This window comes from Microbacterium sp. MRS-1 (assembly GCF_000585455.1).
Taxonomy (GTDB): domain Bacteria; phylum Actinomycetota; class Actinomycetes; order Actinomycetales; family Microbacteriaceae; genus Microbacterium; species Microbacterium laevaniformans.
Genome location: NZ_JAUF01000058.1, coordinates 1 through 14,632, shown reverse-complemented (window position 1 = coordinate 14,632; position 14,632 = coordinate 1). Strand labels below are relative to the sequence as shown.

Here is a 14,632-nt window from a genome sequence, read left to right as displayed (position 1 = left end):
GATCTCCGACACGACGTCGTCGCGGTCAGGATCACGGGCATGCCGACGCCATACGGCGTCATGATGTCAGGCGGGGATCACTCCGCCGCGCGCAGGCGCAGCTTGTCCTCGTGGATCTCGTGCAGCGCGATCGTGAGGGGCTTGTCCTCCACGCTCGAATCGACGAGCGGGCCGACGTTGTCGAAGAGGTTGCCCTCGTGCAGGTCGGAGTAGTAGTCGTTGATCTGGCGTGCGCGCTTGGACGCGTAGATCACCAGCTGGTACTTCGAGTCGACCTTGTCGAGCAGCGCGTCGATGGGCGGGTCGATGATGCCCTTGTCACGTCCGGCCATGATGAACCTCCAGGATCGAATGGCGGTGGGGAAAACTCGCGGGGAACGCCCACGCGGGAGAACTCGTGGCCGCAGGATGCCGCGGCATCCGTTCATTCTATCAGCGCCGCGTCCGCGACGAGCTCATCGACGAACGACCATCTTCGGCCCGGAAGATCGAGAGACCAGTCGGCCTGCGCGAGAAGCGGATGACCGAGGATGACGTCGAACTCGGGGTCACCCGCCGGCTGGATGCCGCGGATCGGTGCGATGGCGGCCAATGATGGCCGGAAGGCGCGGCCGCCGATGCGCGGCCCGGCGAGAGTCGCCATCTGCGTTTCAGCCGTGGTGCCGTAGGCATCGGTCCCGTTGTCGCGTCCGTGGACGGCGACGATGCTCGGGTGGGCGGCGGCGAACGCACTGTCCACGATGGAGACGCTCGCGCCGGTGTCGAGGAGCGCGCACACCTTCAGACCGTTCCAGTCCAGCTCGACGTGCGGGTGGCCGTGCGACGACAAGAGCAGAGGCGTTGTGAGAGGGGCCCGACCCTCGCCGTCGACGACCAGCAGGTGTGCGCTGTAGATCACGTCGAGGCGGTGCGCGGCGAGCACGTCGAGACCGAGGATGTGGGCGGGGCCTGGGAGGTCATCGTCGGCCGCTTCCATCTCGATGCCGTGCACGGTGAGCGCTCTGTCCCCGGCGCCCCAGATGAGCGTCTTCACCATCGCTCGTCTCATCTGTCGAGCATCTCCGCCGAGCGCGCCACCGGATTGTGCCACGCGTTGCGGAGGTCCGCCGTCCGTCGTCGGGGGCCCATGCGACGTCCTGCTGCCGGCAGCGCCCGTGTCGAGGAGGAACGGCATGCGTCGTCCGTCGATCTCCACATCCACGAAGACGGAGGCGGACCCCTCGCCATCGGGATCGGGAATGATCGTCAGCGGCAGTGTCGTGGCCATGGAGTGCGGCTCAGCCGGCGAGGGCGGCGATCTCGGCGGCGGCGCGGGCGACGTCGTCGTTGACGACGCGGTAATCGAACTCCCCTTGCGCGGCCAGCTCGACCTTCGCCGTCTTGAGGCGGCGCGCCCGCTCCTCCGGACCTTCCGTGCCGCGCCCGACGAGGCGGTTGACCAGCTCGTCCCAGCTCGGCGGCGTCAGGAACACGAGGGTGGCATCCGGAGCGGCAGCGCGCACCTGGCGGGCACCCTGCAGGTCGATCTCCAGGAGCACCGTGCGCCCCTCCGCCAGCGCCTTCTCGATCGGCGCGCGCGGCGTACCGTACCGGAACGCGTTGTGCACCGTCGCGTGCTCGAGGAGGGCGTCGTCGGCGATGAGGGCGTCGAAACCGTCATCGTCCACGAAGAAGTAGTGCTCGCCGTCGACCTCTCCCGGGCGCGGTGCGCGCGTGGTCGCCGACACCGACAGCAGGATCTCGGGGTGATGGTCCTTGATGTAGGCGGCGACGGTGCCCTTGCCCACGGCGGTCGGGCCGGCCAGCACGATGAGCCGGCTGCGGCCGCTGCGGGGCTGGAGGAGAGGGAACCGGCCGTCGAGCCACGCCGTGAGCGCTGCGCGCTGGCGCGTGCCGAGTCCCCCGAGCCGCTTGACGGGCGCGATCTCCAGCTCGGCCAGCACACGGTCGCGCTTGCCCTCGCCGATCGCCGGCAGCGCCGTCAGGAACTCGGTGATCCGCATCGCGCCCGCGGGTGAGTCAGGAGCGTCGAGCGCGCGCTGCAGCAGCTCCTGCGGCGTGATGACCCGCATCGCCACATCGTGCTTGAGTGCGGCGCGCTCGCGTCGGGCCGCGACAGCGCGACGGGATGCCGCGACGCGGTCGACCTCGGGAGGAGTGCGGGAATCAGCCATGGGATCTTCCACGGTACAGCTCTGCGCGCTCCGCGATGCGTGCGGCGAGGCCCTCCGGGCCGGCCGAGAGGATGCTGCGGCTCTCGCTCGCGATGACGGCCGCGGCGAGATCGCCGAAAACACGCGGGAGGTCGGCCGGCTGCGCCCCCTGCGCGCCGAAGCCCGGTGCCAGAAGCGGCACCGGACGCTCGAACGCGCGCAGCCCGAGCGCGGCGAGATCGACCGTCGCGCCGACGACGAGCCCCAGCGACGCCCACTCGTCGGCACCCGTCGGATCAGCGGCGACGACCTCGGCGGCCACCGTCGCGGCCACCGTCTCCTGCCCACGCCGGGCGGACTGCAGTCCCGCGGCTTCGGGATTGCTGGTGGCGGCGAGGACGAAGACGCCCTTGTCGTGCGCGAGCGCGTACGCGAACGTCGACGACAGTGCACCCACGCCCAGATACGGGCTGACGGTCAGCGCATCGGCCTCCAGCGCAGAGCCGGGCGTGAGCCACGCCGCGGCGTACGCGTCCATCGTGGTGCCGATGTCGCCCCGCTTGGCGTCGGCGATCACCAGCAGACCCGCGGCGCGCGCCGCCGCCATCACCTCTTCGAGGGCGGCGTAGCCGGCCGAGCCGAATCGCTCGAAGAACGAGACCTGGGGCTTGACGACGGCGACGGTGGATGCCGCGGCATCCACCGTGCGCAGCCCGAACTCGCGGACGCCGGCGGCGTCGACACCGAGACCCCACTCGCGCAGGAGCGCTTCGTGGGGGTCGATGCCGACGCACAGGCGTCCGCGCGCCGCGACGGCCTTCTGAAGTCGAGAGCCGAACGGCAGTCGAGAACCGGACGAGATCACACGGCCGCCCGCTGCTCGGCGGCCGCGAGAGCGTCCGACCGGTCGCGCGCATACTCCTGGAGGCTGCGCACCGAGAAGCCTCCACGCAGGACGGGCAGTGCGCTCACGGCGGCGCCCAGGACGGCCATCGTGGTGAACAGTGCCTTGTCGGCCGCCACCGCCGCCGCGCGGATCTCGTACCCGTCGGCACGGGCGATTCCTCCGGACGGGGTGTTCACGACGATGTCGATCTCCCCGGCGTTGATGAGATCGACGACGTTGCGCTCGCCGGACTCCTGCGTTTCGGAGTACTTGCCCACCACACCGACGCGGATGCCGTTACGGGCCAGGATCTCGGCGGTGCCCTCGGTCGCGATGAGGCGGAAGCCGAGCTCCTGCAGGCGGTGGGCCGGCAGGATGACGGCACGCTTGTCGTCATCGGCGACCGACAGGAACACGGTCCCCGACGTCGGCATGCCGCCGTACGCCGCGGCCTGGCTCTTCGCGAACGCCGTCGGGAAGTCGCGGTCGATGCCCATGACCTCGCCGGTGGAGCGCATCTCCGGGCCCAGCACCGAGTCGACGGTGTGGCCGTCGGCGGTGCGGAAACGCTTGAACGGCAGCACGGCCTCCTTGACAGCGACGGGGGCATCCAGCGGCACGCGCGATCCGTCCACGAGCGGAAGCAGCCCCTCGGCCTTCAGCTCGGCCACGGTGGCGCCCGCCATGATGCGGGAGGCGGCCTTGGCGAGCGGAATGCCGAGCGCCTTCGACACGAACGGCACGGTGCGCGAAGCCCGCGGGTTCGCCTCGATGACGTAGAGGACCCCGGCCGAGACGGCGAACTGCACGTTCAGCAGTCCGCGGACACCGACGCCTTCCGCGATCGCATGAGTCGCGGCACGGACGCGGTCGATCTCGGTGCGGCCGAGCGAGATGGGCGGCAGGGTGCACGACGAGTCGCCGGAGTGGATGCCGGCTTCCTCCAGGTGCTCCATGACGCCGCCGATGTAGAGCTCGTGGCCGTCGTAGAGCGCATCGACGTCGAGCTCGATCGCGTCGTCGAGGAAGCGGTCGACCAGCAGCGGCTTGCCCTCTTCGATGACGACCTCGCCGGCGGTGCGGACGAAGTAGTCGCGCAGGCTCTCGGTGTCGTAGACGATCTCCATGCCACGGCCACCGAGCACGAAGCTGGGGCGCACGAGCACGGGGTAGCCGATCTCTTCGGCGATCGCGACGGCGCCCGCCTCGTCGATGGCGGTGTCATGACGCGGGGCGATCAGTCCGGCCCGGTCGAGCAGCTGCGAGAACAGCTCGCGCTCCTCGGCGATGTCGATCGCGGCGGGCGAGGTTCCCAGGATCGTGTACCCGGCCTCCTCGATGCCCTTCGCAAGGCCCAGCGGGGTCTGGCCGCCAAGCTGACAGACGACGCCCAGGATGGTCCCCGACTTCGCCTCGGCGTGCAGCACTTCGAGCACGTCCTCCAGCGTCAGCGGTTCGAAGTAGAGCCGGTCGCTCGTGTCGTAGTCGGTCGACACCGTCTCCGGGTTGCAGTTGACCATGATCGTCTCGTAGCCGGCATCCGAGAGGGCGAAGGAGGCGTGCACGCAGGAGTAGTCGAACTCGACGCCCTGGCCGATGCGGTTAGGCCCCGATCCGATGATGACGACCTTGGTGCGCTCGCTCGGCGTGACTTCGGTCTCGTGGTCGTAGCTCGAGTAGTGGTACGGCGTGAGCGCCGGGAACTCCCCCGCGCACGTGTCGACCGTCTTGTAGACCGGACGGATGCCGAGGCCATAGCGCACTCCGCGGATCTCCGCCTCCGTGACGCCGCGCAGCTGCGCGAGTTGGGCGTCGCTGAAGCCGTGCTCCTTCGCGAGACGCAGCGTCGCGGCATCCAGCTCGGGCGCCGCCTGCACGAACGCGGCGACCTCGTTGATGAGCGCCATCTGGTCCAGGAACCACGGGTCGATCTTCGTGGCCTCGAACGCCTGCTCGACGCTCGCGCCCTTGCGCATCGCCTGCTGGAGCGTCACGATGCGGCCGTCGGTCGGCGTCTTCGCGATCTCCAGCAGCTCCTCCACCGAGCGGGGCTCCTCGCCCCAGTGGAAGCTCGATCCGCGCTTCTCCAGCGAGCGCAACGCCTTCTGCAACGCCGTCGTGTAGTTGCGGCCGATGGCCATCGCCTCGCCCACCGACTTCATGGTGGTCGTCAGCGTCGCGTCGGCGTTCGGGAACTTCTCGAAGTTGAAGCGCGGCACCTTGACCACGACGTAGTCGAGCGTCGGCTCGAAGCTCGCCGGCGTCGCCTGGGTGATGTCGTTGGGGACCTCGTCGAGGCGGTAGCCGATGGCGAGCTTCGCGGCGAGCTTGGCGATCGGGAATCCCGTCGCCTTCGACGCGAGCGCCGACGAGCGCGAGACGCGCGGGTTCATCTCGATGACGATGATGCGTCCGGATGCCGGGTCGACGGCGAACTGGATGTTGCAGCCGCCGGTGTCCACGCCGACGGCGCGGATGATGTCGATGCCGATGTCACGGAGCTTCTGGTACTCGCGGTCGGTGAGAGTCAGCGCGGGGGCGACCGTGATCGAGTCGCCCGTGTGCACGCCGACGGGGTCGACGTTCTCGATCGAGCAGACGACGACCGTGTTGTCGGCCATGTCGCGCATCAGCTCGAGCTCGTACTCCTTCCACCCGAGGATCGACTCCTCCAGGAGCACCTCGGTGGTCGGCGAGTCGCGCAGGCCCGCGCCGCCGATGCGGCGGAGGTCGTCCTCGTTGTAGGCGAAGCCCGAGCCGAGGCCGCCCATTGTGAACGAGGGACGGACCACGAGCGGATAGCCGAGCTCGGCGGCGCCGGAGATCAGGTCGTCCATCGTGTGGCAGATGACGCTGCGGGCGACGTCGGCCCCGGCATCCAGCACGAGCTGCTTGAAGATCTGACGGTCCTCGCCCTTGCGGATGGCGTCGACCTTGGCGCCGATGAGCTCCACGCCGTACCTGTCGAGGATGCCCTGCTCGTGCAGCGCCATGGCGGCATTCAGCGCGGTCTGGCCGCCGAGGGTCGGCAGGATCGCGTCGGGCTTCTCCTTCTGGATGATCGTCTCGATCACGGCGGGCGTGATCGGCTCGATGTAGGTCGCGTCCGCGAAGTCGGGGTCGGTCATGATCGTCGCCGGGTTCGAGTTCACGAGGATGACGCGCACGCCCTCCTCGCGCAGCACGCGGCACGCCTGGGTTCCGGAGTAGTCGAACTCGCAGGCCTGACCGATCACGATCGGGCCGGAGCCGATGACGAGGACGCTGTTGATGTCGTCGCGCTTGGGCATCAGTTCTTGCCCTCTCCTTCGTGTCCCACTTCTTGCTGTGCGTGTCCCACTTCTGTCCCTTGATGTCCCGATTGGTGCTCTCCGGAGCCTGCGGAGGCAGCAGAAAGTGGGACACGGCTGGATGTCGCGGCGCGGTGCGACCGCACCATGTCGGCGAAGCGGTCGAAGAGGTAGTTGGCGTCGTGCGGGCCGCCGGCGGCCTCGGGGTGGTACTGCACGCTGAACGCCGGGATGTCGAGGGCGCGCAGGCCCTCGACGACGTTGTCGTTGAGGCCGATGTGGCTCACCTCGACGCGGCCGTAGCCGTTCGGGCTGAGGGTTTCGCCGTCGAGTGGCGCGTCGACGGCGAACCCGTGGTTGTGCGCCGTGATCTCCACGCGCCCGGTCTGCTTGTCAAGCACGGGCTGGTTGATGCCGCGGTGGCCGAACGGCAGCTTGTACGTGCCGAAGCCGAGGGCACGGCCGAGCAGCTGGTTGCCGAAGCAGATGCCGAAGAACGGCAGACCGTCGTCGAGCACGTTGCGCAGCAGGGTGACGTGGTCGTCGGATGCCGCGGGGTCGCCCGGACCGTTCGAGTAGAAGACCGCCACCGGGTCGATCGCGCGGACCTCGTCGATCGTCGCCGACTGCGGCAGCACGTGCACGTCGAAGCCGCGGGCGGCGAGGTTGAGCACGGTCGCACGCTTGACGCCCAGGTCGAGCACGGCGAGGTTCCCGATCCTCTCGACGCCCTCGTCGGCCGGAGTGACCTCGACGTCGCTGACCGACACCTCCGCCGAGAGGTTCTGGCCGGCCATCTGGGGTGCTTCGCGGACGATGCGCAGCTGTTCCTCGGGGTCGAGCCGAGCGGCCTCGCCGGAGAACACACCGCCGCGCATCGAGCCCGACGAACGGAGCACGCGGGTGACGGCGCGCGTGTCGACGCCGGCGATGCCGACGATGCCGTCGCGGACGAGGGCGTCGTCGAGCGACTCGTCGGCGCGCCAGTTCGACACGACGCGTGAGGGGTCGCGCACGATGTAGCCGGCGACCCAGATGCGGCGCGACTCGGGGTCTTCGCCGTTCATCCCGGTGTTGCCGATGTGGGGAGCGGTCTGCAGCACGATTTGTCCTGCGTACGAGGGGTCGGTGAGGGTCTCCTGGTATCCGGTCATGCCGGTCGAGAAGACGACTTCGCCGAGGGTGGTGCCCCGCGCGCCGTAGGCGCGTCCGGGGTGGCGTGAGCCGTCTTCGAGGACGAGGACGGCAGGGTCGAGCAAGAAGGTCATGCGGCGTTTCCCGTCGATGGTGTGGAGGTCTGGTCCGGCGCGGTCGGGGTCGACGGCGGCAGGATGGCGATGATCGCAGCGGCGAGGCCCTGAGCGGACCCGTCCTGCGGGCGGAGGTAGCTGTCGACCGTCTCGGTGGCGCCGTCGGCGCCGTCCGCGCGCCACGTGAGGCGGACGAGGCCGCCCGGCTCGACGACGCGGTCGATGGCGGTGTTCGCGAGACCGACCGACACGATGCGCTCGGTGCTCAGGAACATCCGCGGCTGGCCGACGAGGTCCAGCGCCACGCCGCGGTCGGTGACCGTGACGTCGACGCGCGAGCGGAAGCCCAGTCCGCGGATGGCGAGTCGTTCGAGCGCCTCGCCGTGCCGGGTCGTGGCGACGTAGAAGCCGGTCGACACGGTCTGGACGGCAGCGGCATCCGGCACCTCCCCGAAGGGGGCGGTGATCCCGGCATCCCGCCGCGATCGTCGTCGCCAGGCGAATGCTCCCAGCGCCAGCAGGGCGACTGCGACCGCGATCATGACGAGCAGGGCGCCTTCCCGGGTCATGCCGACACCTCCCCCATGCTCTCGGCCACGACGCCGTTGGCGACGGTCGCGGCTCCGCGGAAGAACGTCGAGCGCACCTCGCCCGGAAGCTCCCGTCCGAGGTAGGGCGAGTTGACGCTCCGGCCCCGCAGGTCGTCGCGGCCGAACGTCCGCGTCGGGGCGGGGTCGTACAGCGTGAGGGATGCCGCAGCTCCCACCGCCAGCGGCGTGCCGGCGTCGTCGAGCCGTCCGATGCGCGCCGGGGCGGCCGACATCACGCGGGCCACGTCGTCCCAGGACAGCATCCCCGTCTGCACCATCGCCTGGTGCACGACGCGCAGGGCGGATTCCAGCCCGACCATGCCGTTGGCCGCCGCCTGCCACTCGCACGACTTCGCCTCCGCCGGATGCGGCGCGTGGTCGGTCGCGACGATGTCGATCGTGCCGTCCGCGAGGCCTTCGCGCACCGCCTGCACGTCCTCGTCGCGGCGCAGCGGCGGGTTGACCTTGTAGCGGGCGTCATAGCCGCGCACGAGCTCCTCGGTCAGCAGCAGGTGGTGGGGGGTGACTTCGGCGGTCACGTTCACCCCGCGCTTCTTTGCCCACCGGATGATGTCGACCGAACCGGCCGTCGAGAGGTGGCACACGTGCAGACGCGAGCCGACGTGCTCGGCGAGAAGGACGTCACGGGCGATGATCGACTCCTCGGCGACCGCCGGCCATCCGGTCAGGCCGAGCTCGGCCGACACGGAGCCCTCGTTCATCTGGGCGCCCTCGGTCAAGCGGGGGTCCTGCGCGTGCTGGGCGACGACGCCGTCGAATGCCTTCACGTATTCGAGTGCGCGACGCATGATGAGCGGGTCGAAGACGCAGAAGCCGTCGTCGCTGAAGACGCGCACGCGGGCCCGCGAGGACGCCATCGCACCGAGCTCCGCGAGCCGCTCGCCCTTCTGGCCGACGGTCACGGCGCCGATCGGCTGGACGTGGACGTATCCCGCCGCCTCGCCCAGCGCGAGCTCCTGCTCGACGACGCCGGCTGTGTCCGCGACGGGCGAGGTGTTCGGCATGGCGAAAACGGTCGTGAATCCGCCGGCGGCCGCTGCGCGTGAGCCGGTGAGCACCGTCTCCGACGCCTCGTAGCCGGGCTCGCGCAAGTGCACGTGCAGATCGACCAGGCCCGGCAGGGCGATCAGGCCGTCGGCATCCACGATGTCGGCGCCGGCGCGGCTCAGGCCGCTGCCGACCTGACTGATCCGGCCGTCTTCGAGAAGGAGATCCGTCGTCGCCCCGTCGCCGACACGGGCCCCGCGGATGATCGTCGGGCGCGCCGAGGGGTGTCGAACCGTCACGGGGTGTGCTCCTCTGCGTTCGTGTCGCGCTCGCCGGAACGTTCTCCGGCCAGCACCAGGTACAGCACCGCCATCCGCACCGACACGCCGTTCGCGACCTGCTCCAGCACGGTCGATCGTGGGGAATCGGCGGCGTCGGCGGAGATCTCCAAGCCCCGGTTCATGGGGCCCGGGTGCATCACAATGCTACCGTCCGCGAGAGTGGCCAGACGCCTCGCGTCCAGTCCCCATCGACGGGAATACTCCCGTTCAGTCGGGAAATATGCCGCGTTCATGCGTTCCAGCTGGATTCGCAGCATCATGACAGCGTCAGGCCGGGCGGACAGCGCCTCGTCGAGGTCGTAGACGACGCGAGCCGGCCACCGCGACACGTCCTGTGGAACCAGCGTCGGCGGAGCGACGAGGGTGACCTGGGCTCCGAGCGTGTGCAGCAGCCACACGTTGGAGCGGGCCACGCGCGAGTGCAGGATGTCCCCCACGATCGCGACCCGCACACCGGCGAGGTCGCGGCCACGGCTGTCGTCGCCGAAGCGGCGCTTGCGGATGGTGAACGCGTCCAGGAGCGCTTGCGTAGGGTGCTCGTGGGTGCCGTCTCCGGCGTTGACGACGCCGGCGGTGATCCAGCCGCTGGTCGCGAGCGTCTGCGGAGCACCGGAGGCGCCGTGACGGATGACCACGGCATCCGCGCCCATCGCCTGCAGCGTCTGGGCGGTGTCCTGCAGGGACTCGCCCTTGCTGACGCTCGATCCCTTGGCCGAGAAGTTGATCACGTCGGCCGACAGGCGCTTCGCGGCGGCCTCGAACGAGATGCGGGTGCGGGTGGAGTCCTCGAAGAACAGGTTGACGACCGTCTTGCCGCGCAGGGTCGGCAGTTTCTTGATCTCGCGCGACTGGGTGTCGCGCATGTCTTCGGCGACGTCGAGGATGCGCAGGGCATCCTCGCGGGAGAGCGTCCGGGTGTCGAGCAGGTGCCTCATGACGCGATCGTCACCTCTTCGATGCCGTCGACCTCGGCCAGGTGCACGTTGACCCGCTCGCTGCGTGCACTCGGCAGGTTCTTGCCGACGAAGTCGGGCCGGATCGGCAGCTCGCGGTGCCCGCGGTCGACGAGGATCGCGAGCCGCACGGCGGCCGGCCGGCCGATGTCGCCGAGCGCGTCGAGGGCCGCACGGATGCTGCGTCCGGAGAAGAGCACGTCGTCAACCAGGACGATGGTCTTGCCGTCGACGCCTCCGGCCGGGATCTGCGTCGGGCGGGGAGTCCGCGTGGGATTGCGGTGCAGGTCGTCGCGGTACATCGTGACGTCGAGGGCACCGACCGGCACGGAGGTGCCGGAGATGTCGCCGAGGAGAGCGCCGATGCGTCCGGCGAGCGTCACTCCCCGGGTCGGGATGCCGAGGAGGACGAGATCATCGGCCCCCTTGTTGGACTCCAGGATCTCGTGGGAGATCCGAGTCAGTGCGCGGGCGATGTCGGCTGTCTGCATCACGGTACGCGTGTTACCGGTGCTCATCCGCCGCTCCCTTCTCCGCCTCTCTGGACGGTGTTAAAGGTTGCTGTGGTTCGGCCCCACTCTACCCGAACCGGGCGGCGCCTCAGGTTGTGGGTCTCCCCGGCGCGATCGCGCGCCGCACGCCGGCGCGGGCGGCGGTGAGGGCGAGGACCAGCAGCGTCACCGACCAGAACGACGCCGCGCGCAGGCGTGTGACGTCCACGAGGTGCAGCGGGTCGATTCTCATGTCACAGCTCCCCTCGCGCACCCGGGCGCAGTGGTCGCGCTCACTCTAGGGCAGGCCGATGAATCGCATGAGAACACTCTCACGCGACATGTGATGTTTTCTCTCTCGATCTGGACTTTTCCAGCCTGTGATGTCGGAGGCCGTCGGCAGAATGGGGGTATGGACCTCCTCGCAGCACACCTCGACGACCTGCGGTCGCAGGCCGCCATGATGCTGCGCGGAGCGTCGGAGGATCGCGTCTTCGAGCGGGCGAGCGAGAGTGAGCTCGCTCGGCAGATCGCCGCCATCGCCGAGGTCGGCCGGTTGCTCGAGGCGCTCCTGATCGACGCGACCGGCGAGGTCATGCGACGCTCGGACAACCCCGTGCGTGACGAGCGGATGACCTCGCACCTCGGATGCCGCGACGTCACGCAGCTGCTGCAGACGCTCACGCGGATCGAGCCGCGGTCGGCCGCGCGGTTGCAGCGGGCGGCCGCAGCGGTGCGGTCCGATGTGTCGCCGACGACTGGTGAGGTGCTCGAGGCACCCTTCCCATCCGTGCGCGCGGCGATGGTCGACGGCGTCATCGGCGTCGACGGCATTCTGGCGATCACGGGTCCGCTCCAGCAGACAGCGCCGCGCGTCTCCGCTGCCGCGCGGAGGGATGCCGCGGACATCGTTGTCGCCGAGGCGCGCGGTGAGGGCCCGGATGCCGCACCGCCCGCGTGTGCCGAACTCCTGCGCATCCACGCGCAGACCTGGGCTCTCGCTCTCGACCAGGACGGCGCCGAGCCGCGCGAGCGGATCGCGGAGCGGACGCGCTCGGTCGTGCTCGGGGTGGCCACCGCGGGTGGAGTTCCGATCCGCGGAACGCTCTTGCCGGAGGTGGCCGCGCAGCTGCAGACGATCTTCGATGCGCACCTGTCCCCCGCCGTCGCCTTCGACGATCCCGCCGCGACGGACGATGAGCCGCTCCCGGCCCGTGACGACCGGACTCGTGCGCAGAAACAGCACGATGCGCTCGCTGCGGCGCTCGGCGTTGCGGCATCCAGCGGCCTCCTGCCGACGATCGGCGGACATGCGCCGACTCTCGTGGTCTCCGTCGACGCCGACGATCTCGTCGCGGGTACGGGCTTCGCGCACGCGCAGGGATGCGATCAGCCGGTCGACGTGGCGGCCGCCCGTCACATCGCGTGCGCGGGTGCCGTCCAGCGCATCAGCAGCCGGGCAGACGGCAGGATCGTCGCCATCGGCATCGAGGAGCGCGTCTTCAACCGGCACCAGCGTCGCGCGATCGCACTTCGCGACGGCGGGTGCATCATCCCCGGCTGCGGCGTTCCTGCCGGTTGGTGCGAGATCCACCACGTCACCGAACATGCCCGGGGCGGTCCCACGCACACCGACAACGGCGTCCTGTTGTGCTGGTACCACCACCGGTTCCTTGACCGGGTCGGGTGGCAGATCCGCATGAACGGCGGGGTTCCCGAGGTCAAAGCCCCACCGTGGCACGGCACCGATCACCGCTGGCGCGTCGTCACCACCTCGCCGGTACGGCTCAAGAAACGTGCGAAACGCATTCTGACGACGTGAACGCGCCTCGGCGAGGTATCAGGCGGTGCGCGCCGATGCCGTCTCGACGACGCGCGACGCGCGGATCGGGTGGCCCGGTGCGGTGAGGCACTGCCCGCTCGCCAGATCCCACTTCCAGTCGTGGAGGGCGCAGGTGAGCACGCCGTCCTCGATCTTGCCTGTCTTGGTGAGGTCGGCGCGCAGGTGCGGGCAGCGGCGCTGCACGGTCCACTCGCCGATCTCGGCATCCTCGGTCTGATCGGACTGCTCGGCGTACCAGTTCTCGACGTACTCGATGCGGTCGCGGGACAGGCACTTCAGGAACGTGGTGAGGAACTCGTTGAACTTGCCGCTGCGGCCGACCTCGAACTGCATCGACAGGAAGATCGAGTTCGACCAGTCGATCTCGTGGTCACGGATGTTGGTGGAGACGAGATCGGCGGGGATCGTGTACCAGTAGATGCACTCCTCGCCCGCATACTCCCGCACCTTGGCCTTCGGGAAGTCCACGACCATGTCGAGCTCGCCGATGCGGAAGCGCACGTTGCCGCCGACGCCGGTGCGGATCGTGCGGGCGCGACGCAGCAGCGGCTCCCACCATTCCTGCAACGCGGCGAGCATCTCATCCGGTGCCATCGGCTCGGCCCGCGTCTCGATCTCCGCGATGACCTCCGCTTGGCGGCTGTCGCGCTGCTCGGCGAGGTACGCCCACTTGTCGTCGAAGACCCGGTCGATCTCATCCGGCGTGTAGAGGGTCTGCGTGATCTCGATCGTGCCACCGTTGAGGTCGACCTGCGTGCCGGGCACGAACTCGTAGCCCTTCTGATCCGGACGCTCGGCGCGCATGTGCGCGAGGAACTGGCGCTGATCGGTGAAGATCGAGTCGTCCTCCAGCCCCCACCCGTTGAAGCGGAACAGGTCTTCGCGCAGGAACATGGGCGGTCCCGCCATCGGGAAGACGTGCTCGGCATCCACCTTCTCGATGTAGTACATCGCCCGCTTGTTCTGCGCGTCGCGCTTGAGCTTCGCGAAGTGCTGCTTCGAGTCCTGAGGCAGGTCGTAGACCATGGGCCACCAGATCGCGCCGGAGACCTGCGTGAAGTAGGCGTCGGGCTGGGAGAACGACAGCAGACGATCGAGGTCGAGGGGGTGCGAGTCGTTCTGGTTCAGGATGCTGGCGGTGCCGTCGTCCACGCTCAGTGATGAGTCGCCGATGGGGCCGTCGCTGGGCGCCCGCAGCGGCGTGACCATGATCTTCAGGCCGCCGGGATACTCCAGGGTCTGGCCCGCCTGGGTGTAGACGATGTTGTCGTAGCCGAGGCGGCGGAGATCCACCTCGAGATCATCGGTCGGATACTCGGGAAGGAGCACTCGAATGTCCTTACGGACGTGGCGCTCGAGAAGCGCCGGGTCGAAGTGATCGCGGTGACGGTGCGAGATGTAGAGGAAGTCGGCCGCTCCGAAGCGCGTCCAGTCCAGGCCCCGGTTGTCGGGGAACGGGAACCACGATCCGAAGAAGCTCGGGCCCATCACCGGGTCGCAGAGGATGCTGCCGCCCGTCGTCTCGATGAACATTCCGGCGTGGCCGAGGCCTGTGATCCGCATGGGTCCTCCTGGTCGAACAGCTCCCGAGTCTACGCGGCGTCGGCGTGCCCCTCCTCGAGCCTCGCTGAGCGTGGCATCTCGCCCGCTCCGTTGGGCTCATCGAGGAACGATCGGGTCCTCCCAGCTAGGTTCTTTCTATGAGCGCGGGGACGTGGACAACGGGCGACTATCGTGCGCGCATCACCGCCGTGGCGATAACCGGCTCTTCGGAATCAAGGGTGTAGCGAGGGTCTGAAACCTCCGGCCTCGAGCAGGCTCCTGGCT

Annotated in this window: 13 protein-coding genes; 1 reads left to right on the top strand and 12 read right to left on the bottom strand. The window is 69.4% G+C overall.

Annotation, left to right across the window (positions count from 1 at the left end; genetic code table 11):
- Window positions 1–77: 77 nt before the first annotated feature.
- The 11 genes from rpoZ to AS96_RS15290 form a co-directional block, all read right to left on the bottom strand.
- Entirely contained in the window at window positions 78–332 is a 255-nt protein-coding gene (rpoZ, locus tag AS96_RS10525; RefSeq protein ID WP_005055218.1) for a DNA-directed RNA polymerase subunit omega, read from the bottom strand.
- Between the two features lie 92 nt (window positions 333–424).
- Window positions 425–1,267 carry an aspartyl protease family protein gene (locus AS96_RS10520; protein ID WP_036289460.1) on the bottom strand — a complete coding sequence of 281 codons (843 nt, stop codon included), beginning with the start codon at window positions 1,265–1,267 and terminating at the stop codon, window positions 425–427.
- Window positions 1,268–1,277: 10 nt separating this feature from the next.
- Complete coding sequence (gene gmk / locus AS96_RS10515; RefSeq protein WP_036289458.1) at window positions 1,278–2,174, bottom strand: guanylate kinase; 897 nt, start codon at window positions 2,172–2,174, stop codon at window positions 1,278–1,280.
- A complete protein-coding gene (gene pyrF, locus AS96_RS10510) occupies window positions 2,167–3,018 on the bottom strand; it encodes an orotidine-5'-phosphate decarboxylase (protein WP_197017295.1) in 852 nt (283 codons plus the stop codon). Before pyrF ends, gmk begins: the two co-directional genes overlap by 8 nt.
- The gene (gene carB / locus AS96_RS10505) at window positions 3,015–6,329 is read right to left on the bottom strand and encodes a carbamoyl-phosphate synthase large subunit (protein WP_036289456.1); all 3,315 of its coding nucleotides are present in this window, start codon (window positions 6,327–6,329) and stop codon (window positions 3,015–3,017) included. Before carB ends, pyrF begins: the two co-directional genes overlap by 4 nt.
- Window positions 6,329–7,597 (bottom strand): glutamine-hydrolyzing carbamoyl-phosphate synthase small subunit, encoded by a 1,269-nt coding sequence (gene carA / locus AS96_RS10500; protein ID WP_081768043.1) that lies wholly within the window; start codon window positions 7,595–7,597, stop codon window positions 6,329–6,331. The genes carB and carA overlap by 1 nt, the downstream gene beginning before the upstream one ends.
- Window positions 7,594–8,148 carry a PH-like domain-containing protein gene (locus tag AS96_RS10495; RefSeq protein ID WP_036289454.1) on the bottom strand — a complete coding sequence of 185 codons (555 nt, stop codon included), beginning with the start codon at window positions 8,146–8,148 and terminating at the stop codon, window positions 7,594–7,596. The genes carA and AS96_RS10495 overlap by 4 nt, the downstream gene beginning before the upstream one ends.
- A complete protein-coding gene (locus AS96_RS10490; RefSeq protein WP_197017294.1) occupies window positions 8,145–9,476 on the bottom strand; it encodes a dihydroorotase in 1,332 nt (443 codons plus the stop codon). Before AS96_RS10490 ends, AS96_RS10495 begins: the two co-directional genes overlap by 4 nt.
- Window positions 9,473–10,453: an aspartate carbamoyltransferase catalytic subunit gene (locus tag AS96_RS10485; protein ID WP_036289452.1), complete on the bottom strand. Its 981-nt coding sequence runs from the start codon at window positions 10,451–10,453 to the stop codon at window positions 9,473–9,475. Before AS96_RS10485 ends, AS96_RS10490 begins: the two co-directional genes overlap by 4 nt.
- Complete coding sequence (gene pyrR / locus AS96_RS10480; RefSeq protein ID WP_036289450.1) at window positions 10,450–10,989, bottom strand: bifunctional pyr operon transcriptional regulator/uracil phosphoribosyltransferase PyrR; 540 nt, start codon at window positions 10,987–10,989, stop codon at window positions 10,450–10,452. Before pyrR ends, AS96_RS10485 begins: the two co-directional genes overlap by 4 nt.
- 82 nt (window positions 10,990–11,071) lie before the next feature.
- Window positions 11,072–11,215, bottom strand: coding sequence for a hypothetical protein (locus tag AS96_RS15290; protein ID WP_155947559.1), 144 nt, complete (start codon window positions 11,213–11,215; stop codon window positions 11,072–11,074).
- Window positions 11,216–11,374: 159 nt separating this feature from the next.
- On the opposite strand from AS96_RS15290, the gene AS96_RS15035 reads away from it, so the two are divergent.
- Complete coding sequence (locus tag AS96_RS15035; RefSeq protein WP_081768042.1) at window positions 11,375–12,784, top strand: HNH endonuclease signature motif containing protein; 1,410 nt, start codon at window positions 11,375–11,377, stop codon at window positions 12,782–12,784.
- Window positions 12,785–12,802: 18 nt separating this feature from the next.
- Here AS96_RS15035 and AS96_RS10470 read toward each other — a convergent pair whose 3' ends face one another.
- Window positions 12,803–14,368, bottom strand: a complete 1,566-nt coding sequence (locus AS96_RS10470) for a Rieske 2Fe-2S domain-containing protein (RefSeq protein WP_036289448.1) — start codon at window positions 14,366–14,368, stop codon at window positions 12,803–12,805.
- Window positions 14,369–14,632 lie beyond the last annotated feature (264 nt).